Annotated in this window: 1 pseudogene; it reads left to right on the forward strand. The window is 48.5% G+C overall.

The annotated features are described in order from the left end of the window. Positions 1 to 233 (forward strand): annotated as a pseudogene (locus CXF58_RS13805) (IS30 family transposase); the annotation flags it as partial.

Genomic DNA, 233 nt, shown 5'->3' on the forward strand with positions numbered 1-233 from the left:
AAAGAGAACTGGAGTCCTGAGCAAATATCTGGCGTTCATGCTGGTATCAGTCATATGAGCATTTATCGCTATATTTGGCGTGATAAGAGGCAAGGCGGCACATTGTGGCAGTGTCTCAGACGTAAAGCCAAACCATACCGGCAGCGTCTAACCGCTGAGACTCGAGGCCGTATCAATGACAGAGTCTCGATTCATGAGCGCCCTTGTATTGTTGAAGAACGCTCACGTATTGG

This window comes from Psychrobacter sp. Sarcosine-02u-2, from assembly GCF_002836335.1.
GTDB classification, from domain to species: domain Bacteria; phylum Pseudomonadota; class Gammaproteobacteria; order Pseudomonadales; family Moraxellaceae; genus Psychrobacter; species Psychrobacter faecalis.